At 74.1% G+C, this 5,957-nt stretch carries 5 protein-coding genes; 3 read left to right on the forward strand and 2 right to left on the reverse strand.

Going from position 1 to position 5,957, the window contains the following annotated elements; all coding sequences use genetic code 11:
• Positions 1-317 precede the first annotated feature (317 nt).
• The 3 genes from VF746_08290 to VF746_08300 all read left to right on the forward strand — a co-directional run bounded on the left by VF746_08290 (position 318) and on the right by VF746_08300 (position 4,064).
• Complete coding sequence (locus tag VF746_08290) at positions 318-1,013, forward strand: hypothetical protein (GenBank protein ID HEX8692401.1); 696 nt, start codon at positions 318-320, stop codon at positions 1,011-1,013.
• A 192-nt stretch (positions 1,014-1,205) separates the two neighbouring features.
• The gene (locus VF746_08295; protein ID HEX8692402.1) at positions 1,206-3,617 is read left to right on the forward strand and encodes a penicillin acylase family protein; all 2,412 of its coding nucleotides are present in this window, start codon (positions 1,206-1,208) and stop codon (positions 3,615-3,617) included.
• A gap of 231 nt (positions 3,618-3,848) precedes the next feature.
• The gene (locus VF746_08300; protein ID HEX8692403.1) at positions 3,849-4,064 is read left to right on the forward strand and encodes a hypothetical protein; all 216 of its coding nucleotides are present in this window, start codon (positions 3,849-3,851) and stop codon (positions 4,062-4,064) included.
• A 112-nt stretch (positions 4,065-4,176) separates the two neighbouring features.
• Here the strand turns inward: VF746_08300 and VF746_08305 are convergent, their stop codons facing one another.
• Together VF746_08305 and VF746_08310 are read right to left on the reverse strand one after the other, a co-directional pair.
• Entirely contained in the window at positions 4,177-4,680 is a 504-nt protein-coding gene (locus VF746_08305) for a hypothetical protein (GenBank protein ID HEX8692404.1), read from the reverse strand.
• A complete protein-coding gene (locus tag VF746_08310; protein HEX8692405.1) occupies positions 4,680-5,771 on the reverse strand; it encodes a DUF4157 domain-containing protein in 1,092 nt (363 codons plus the stop codon). Before VF746_08310 ends, VF746_08305 begins: the two co-directional genes overlap by 1 nt.
• Between the last annotated feature and the right edge of the window lie 186 nt (positions 5,772-5,957).

Raw genomic sequence — 5,957 nt, forward strand, 5'->3', positions numbered from 1 at the left:
CAGGTGCTCGCCGAGAAGCTGGGTCCCGCCCCGGACCTCCCGTAGCGACCCCGGCTGCAATCCTCGCGCGGACTCCCGTGAAGTACCCTCTCCCGAAGTTGGGAGAGGGTGGCGACGCGGTAGCGGCGCCAGGTGAGGGCCCCCCGCCGCCGCACGGCAAATGGCATCCGACGCGGGGGTGCCCGGCTTCTCCCTGTCACCCCGCCCTCCCCCCGCTCGTTCTGACGCAAGCCTCGCATTGACGCCCGGCCGTCCGGGTGCCACCTTGCGCGCCGTCCCGCGGCGGACGCGGCGTTCCCCCATTCCCCGAGGTCCACGTGCAGCAGCGTGCTCGCTCCCGGCGCCGGCCGGCGCTCCTCCCGCTCGCGCTGGTCCTCGCCGCCCTCCCGGGGTGCGCCTACCAGTTCGCCTCGAACCCCGACACCCCGCCGGCCGACCTGGAGGTGGCGGTCGAGGCGCGCGACACGAGCACCGCCGCCGGCGGGATGGTCGACGTGGCGGTCACCTTCGAGCACGTCGACCGCATCGTCCGCTTCCGCGCCGGCGAGACGGTGGCGTGCAACGGGACGCCGCTCGCGTTCGCCGGGCAGGACGGCTACGTCGGGCGCGTCCCCCGCCCGCGGGAGGGCGGGACGCTCCGCTGCACGTACACCCGCGCCGGGGGCTCGCACGACCTGGAGGTGCCCGTGCCCGTGCGGCCGGTGCTGCGCACCCCCGCCCCGGGCGGCCAGGCCCCGCGCACCCGCAGCCTCACCGTGGAGTACGTCCCCGCCGGCGCCACCGGCGTCACCGTGGGCGGAATCGGCCACGACCCGGACCTCGAGGTAATGGTCGACAGCCACCAGCCCGACACCGGCACCTTCACCGGCTTCAATACCATGGGTTTCCGCCCGGGGCAGCGCGGCACCCTGCGGCTGGTGCGCATCGCCGCCGACGCGCTCCCCGGCACCGGCTTCCGGGCTGCGCGCTACCGCTACGAGTCGCACGCCGCCTTCCCCGTCACCTGGCAATAGCCGGCGGAGCCGAGCGAGGACGATCCCCGCCGAAGCTCTGTCGCGGTCGCGGTCGAAGTTGTAGTTGTAGTGGAAGCCTCACGGGGTTTGTGAGGCTTTCTGCAGTTGTTGCCGCGGCTTCAGCCGCCCTGGGACCCTGGGACCCCTGGAATTCCTGGGACCCCTGGGACCCGCCCCAACGCGCTCCCCGCCATGCTGAAGAAGCTCGCCTACGTGCTGCTCGGGCTCGTCGTGCTCCTGGTGGTCGCCCTCGTCGCCGGCCGCTGGTACATCGGCCGCGCGGAGCCCGACCCCGCCCGCGGCGCCGCGCTGCGGGGCCTCGGCGCCGAGGTGCAGGTCTGGCGCGACTCGCTGGGCGTGCCGCACGTGTGGGCCCGGGACGAGGCGGACCTCTTCCGCGCCATGGGCTACGTGCACGCGCAGGACCGGCTCTGGCAGATGGAGCTCTTCCGCCGCGTGGCCGACGGGCGCATGGCCGAGGTCATGGGCCCGCAGCTCGTCGAGACCGACAAATTCCTCCGGACGATCGGGATGGGGCGCGCGGCCGGCGAGAACGAGAAGGCGCTGACCGCCGAGCAGCGCGCGCTGCTGCAGGCGTACGCCGACGGCGTGAACGCGTGGATCGAGAGCCACCCCGGGCCGCTGCCGCCCGAGTTCCTGGCGCTCGGCTTCCGCCCCGAGCCGTGGACCGTCCGCAACTCCATGTCCATCGCCAAGATCATGGCGTGGGACCTGGCCGACTGGAACCTGGGGCTCGACGTGCAGCGCGCCGTCGACGCCGTGGGCCCCGGGCTGGCGCGCGACGTCTACCCGCGCTACCCCGACTGGGGCGTCACCATCCTGGGCGCCGACGCCGAGTGGGAAGGCAGGGGCGGCGCGCGCGGCGCCCCGGCCATGCCCCCGCTCGAGGTGCAGCCCGACACCACCGCCGCCGGGCGGATCGCGGGCGCCCCGCTCCCGCGCATCCCCGCGCTCGCCGCGCGGCTCCTGGAGGGCGCGTCGATCTCGCGCGCGTCCAACTCGTGGGTGATCGGCGGCGGCCGCACGAAGTCGGGCAAGCCGATCCTGGCCAACGACATGCACCTGGCGCTCCGGGCGCCCTCCATCTGGTACCTGGGCGCCATCCACGGCGGCGGGATCGACATGGCGGGAATGATGCTCCCCGGCGTCCCCGTCGTGGTCGCCGGCCACGGCAGGCGGCTGGCGTGGGGCTACACCAACGCCATGGTCGACGACGTCGACTTCTTCGTGGAGCAGGTCGACTCCGCCAACCCGCGCCGCTACCGCACCCCCGAGGGGTGGGCGGACTTCGTCGTCCGGCCGGACACGATCCGCGTGAAGGGCGGCGACCCCGTGGTGCACCCGGTGCGCTGGACGCGCCACGGCCCCGTGCTCACCGACGTGGACGACCGGGCGGGCGCGCGGGTGATGGCGATGGCGTGGACGGCGCACACCCCCTCCAGCGAGGTGGTGGCGCTCCTGGCGATGAACCGCGCGCAGGGCGCCGAGGAGTTCCTGCGCGCCATCCGCGGCTTCGACAACCCGCACCAGAACATCGTCTACGCCGACGCCGACGGGAACTTCGGCTACTGGATGGCCGGGCGCGTCCCCGTGCGCCGCTCCGGCGACGGCATCCTCCCCGCGCGCGGGTGGACCGGCGAGGGCGACTGGACGGGGTGGCTCTCCTTCGACCAGCACCCGCACGTGCGGAACCCCGCCGACGGCTTCGTGGTGACCGCCAACAACCGGCAGGTGGGGCCCGACTACCCGTACCGCATCACCAGCAACTGGGCCGAGCCGTACCGGGCCATGCGCATCCGCGAGCTGGTCTCCGCCGGGCGCGGCCTCACCGCGGCCGACGTGGCGCGCCAGCAGATGGACGTGCGCGACGCCTTCGCCCTGCGCTACAGGGCCCACGCGGTGCGCGCGGCGCGGATGGCGGGAGATTCGGCCACCGCGCGGATGCTCCTGGCCTGGAACGGCGAGGCGCGCGCCGACTCGCGCGAGGCGGCGGTCTTCTACGCCTGGTTCGAGGCGCTCAGGACGAAGGTGGGCGACGACGAGTGGCGGGGGAAGGACGTCTACTTCCCCCGCACGGCGCTGGAGGCGGTGCTGGACCGCGGCGGCGGCGCCTGGGTGGACGACGTCGCCACGCCGAAGGTGGAGACGCTCGACGAGCTGTCCGCGGCGGCGCTGCGCGAGGCGGTGCAGGCGGTGGGGGGGAAGACGTGGGGCGAGCTCCACCCCACGCGCATCGAGCACCCGCTGGGCGTGGTGCGGGTGTTCGACCGGGCGCTCCGGCTCAACATCGGCCCCTTCCCGAACGGCGGCTCGCCCCACACGGTGAAGGTGGCGGGCTACGGCGCGCGCCGGCCCCCGTTCGTGAACGGCTACGGCCCCAGCCAGCGCCACGTGGTGGACATGGGCAACGTGGACGACGAGGGCGGCTTCGTGGTCCCCACCGGCCAGTCGGGGATCCCCACCTCGCGCCACTACCGCGACCAGACGCCGCTGTGGCGCACCGGCCGCCTCTGGCGCATCCCGCTCGACCGCGACAAGGCCGAGGCGCGCGTCGTCAGCCGGATGACGCTGCGGCCGGAGTGAGGCGAGTGCGAAGTGCGGAGGCCGGCGAGTCGATCATGCGGAATCAGGGAAACCATCGGGATCTGCTGTCATTCTGAGGCCCGGTCACACGGGACCGGCATCCGCACGAATGACCGCAGGGCCGAAGAATCTTCTCACCTCGCCAGGTGGGTTTTGCGCGGTAGCGGCACGGATGCCCGCTCGCCTCATGCCGCGGCAGCCAGGCAGGCCCTTCTCCCGGGAGACGTTCCCATGGTGACCTGCGTGAAGTGCGGAACGCCGATGGACTTCGGCTTCCTGCTGGACCGGGGCGAGTCCAACACCCGCCTGACCCTGGAGTGGGTGGAGGGGCAGCCGGAGAAGAGCTTCTGGGCGGGGCTCAAGCTCAAGGGCCGCCGCCGCATCCCCGTGGCGGCCGTGCGCTGCCAGCGCTGCGGCTACGTGGAGCTGTACGCCAACCTCCCCTGAGCGGCGCGGTCCTCGCCGACGCGTGAGCAGAGAGCCCCGCCGGAGACCCCGGCAGGGCTCTCTGCTCGTGCGGACCGCGGCGCGCCGCTCCCCTCGCCGGACCGGCCACGGGTCAGGGATGGAGGGCGGCCGGATCCACGTCCACCGGCTCCAGCACGTCGGCGGGGATGCCGCGCTCGGCGAAATCCGCGAGCAGCGCGGCCCGGTCGGCCCCGGCGAAGGAGAGGAGCCACGCATCGCCGGAGTCGCCGGCGCGCAGGACGATCCGGCCGTCGGCGTCCAGGAGGGTGAGCGTCTCGACGTAGGTGAGCGGCGGCTCCCGCCCCTCCTCCGCGCGCACCAGGCGCCGCAGCTCCGCCGCGCTGCCCTCGTCCAGCCGCTCCTCGTGCACCACGTATCCCGCCCGCGTCGGCTGCGCGCGGGCCTCGGCGGGGAGGCCGGGGAGCAGACGCCGCAGGCGCTCCGGCCCGATCGCCCGCTCCAGGCCGGACGGAAGGAGCTCCATCCGGAACGAGCGGCTCCGCCCCAGGGCGCGGGCCAGGGCCGCCTCGGCCGCCAGGACGAACGGCTCCGGCGAGGCGGCGAACGCCGGATGCAGCCGGTCGAGGTACTCCATCACGCGAACACCAGCACCAGGCCGAACGCGGCGATGATCGCCTCCACGATCAGGTAGATCAGCAGGGTGATCAGGACCGCGAGCAGGACGATCTTCAGCGCCTCGAAGACCTTCTCCATCAGGTCCTTGAGCCACTCCTTGATCTTCTCCAGGTTCTCCTCGAGCTCCTGCTTGCTCGCGAAGCAGAGCATCTCGCAGATCTTCGAGACGCTCTCGTAGAAGAAGATGCAGAACTGGCCCTTCGCGTTCGTGACGAAGCCGATGTGGATGTTGAAGACCTGCCCGACCTTCTTCTTGATCAGCTTCACGCCCATGTGGGGGACGATGGCCTTCACGCACCCGCCCACGAAGTCGCCGTCGTCGATGTCGATGATCAGGAGGTGGTCCTGGGGAAGGTCCACCATGACCTTCGCGATCACCTTCCGGGCGAGCCCGGCCGGCGCGGTGCCCAGCGCGGCGAGCGGGCCCTCGCGCCCGGCGCCCCCGCCGTCGAGGAGCCCGGCGAACGGCTCCGCTCCGCCCTCGCGCCCGGCGCCCTCGCCGGCGAAGAGCCCGGCGAACGACTCCGCTTCGCCCTCGGGATCCTCCGCGCGCCGGCCGGGGCCGGGCTGCTGCTGGAGCGCGTGGGCGGCCTCGTGGGCCAGCAGCCGGTCGCGCGGCGTGCGGGCGGTGGCGGGGTCGCCCAGCACCACGTGGCTCCCCAGCGTGAACGCCTCGCTTCCCAGCTCCTCCGCCGCCTGGTGGCTCGGGCGGTCGTCGTGCACGCGCACGGCGTCGGCGGAGCGGCCCGACGCCTGGGCGAACGCCAGCCGGGCCAGCGGCGGCAGCGGCGCGCCCGGCCCGAGCCGCGCCACCAGGCGGTGCAGCTCCGGCGACGAGTCGCCCTCCGGCGCCGGGTGCACCGACGGGAGCGGGATCTGGCGGGGATAGCCCGAAGGCCGCGCCGTGGAGGGTGGCGAGAGCGCGAGCGCCGACGCGGCGCGCCCCGCCCGGGGCGCCGCCGCGGGCGCGGGCGGGTCGGCTTCGGTGCGGCGGACCGGGGCCGCGGGGGCCGAATCCGCGGGCGGACGCCGGGGTGAGAAGGTCTTCATGCGCGCCTCCCGGGCCTTGCACTACGCCGCCGGGACGGGACCGACAGGCCTTCCGCCCGGCTCCCCCGGGCTCGTCGCGAGGTGCGTGCCGCCGTGACCGCGGCGGCTCAGACCGACCCGGTTGAAGAGTCGACATCCCCCTGAACAGATGTCATCCCGAGGGGAGCGGTAGCGACCCGAGGGATC

This window comes from Longimicrobium sp. (assembly GCA_036389795.1).
Taxonomy (GTDB): domain Bacteria; phylum Gemmatimonadota; class Gemmatimonadetes; order Longimicrobiales; family Longimicrobiaceae; genus Longimicrobium.

Coding starts and splice junctions, on each gene's coding strand:
- VF746_08310 (HEX8692405.1), bottom strand. CDS start 5,771: ATGAAGACCTTCTCACCCCGGCGTCCGCCCGCGGATTCGGCCCCCGCG.
- VF746_08300 (HEX8692403.1), top strand. CDS start 3,849: ATGGTGACCTGCGTGAAGTGCGGAACGCCGATGGACTTCGGCTTCCTG.
- VF746_08295 (HEX8692402.1), top strand. CDS start 1,206: ATGCTGAAGAAGCTCGCCTACGTGCTGCTCGGGCTCGTCGTGCTCCTG.
- VF746_08305 (HEX8692404.1), bottom strand. CDS start 4,680: ATGGAGTACCTCGACCGGCTGCATCCGGCGTTCGCCGCCTCGCCGGAG.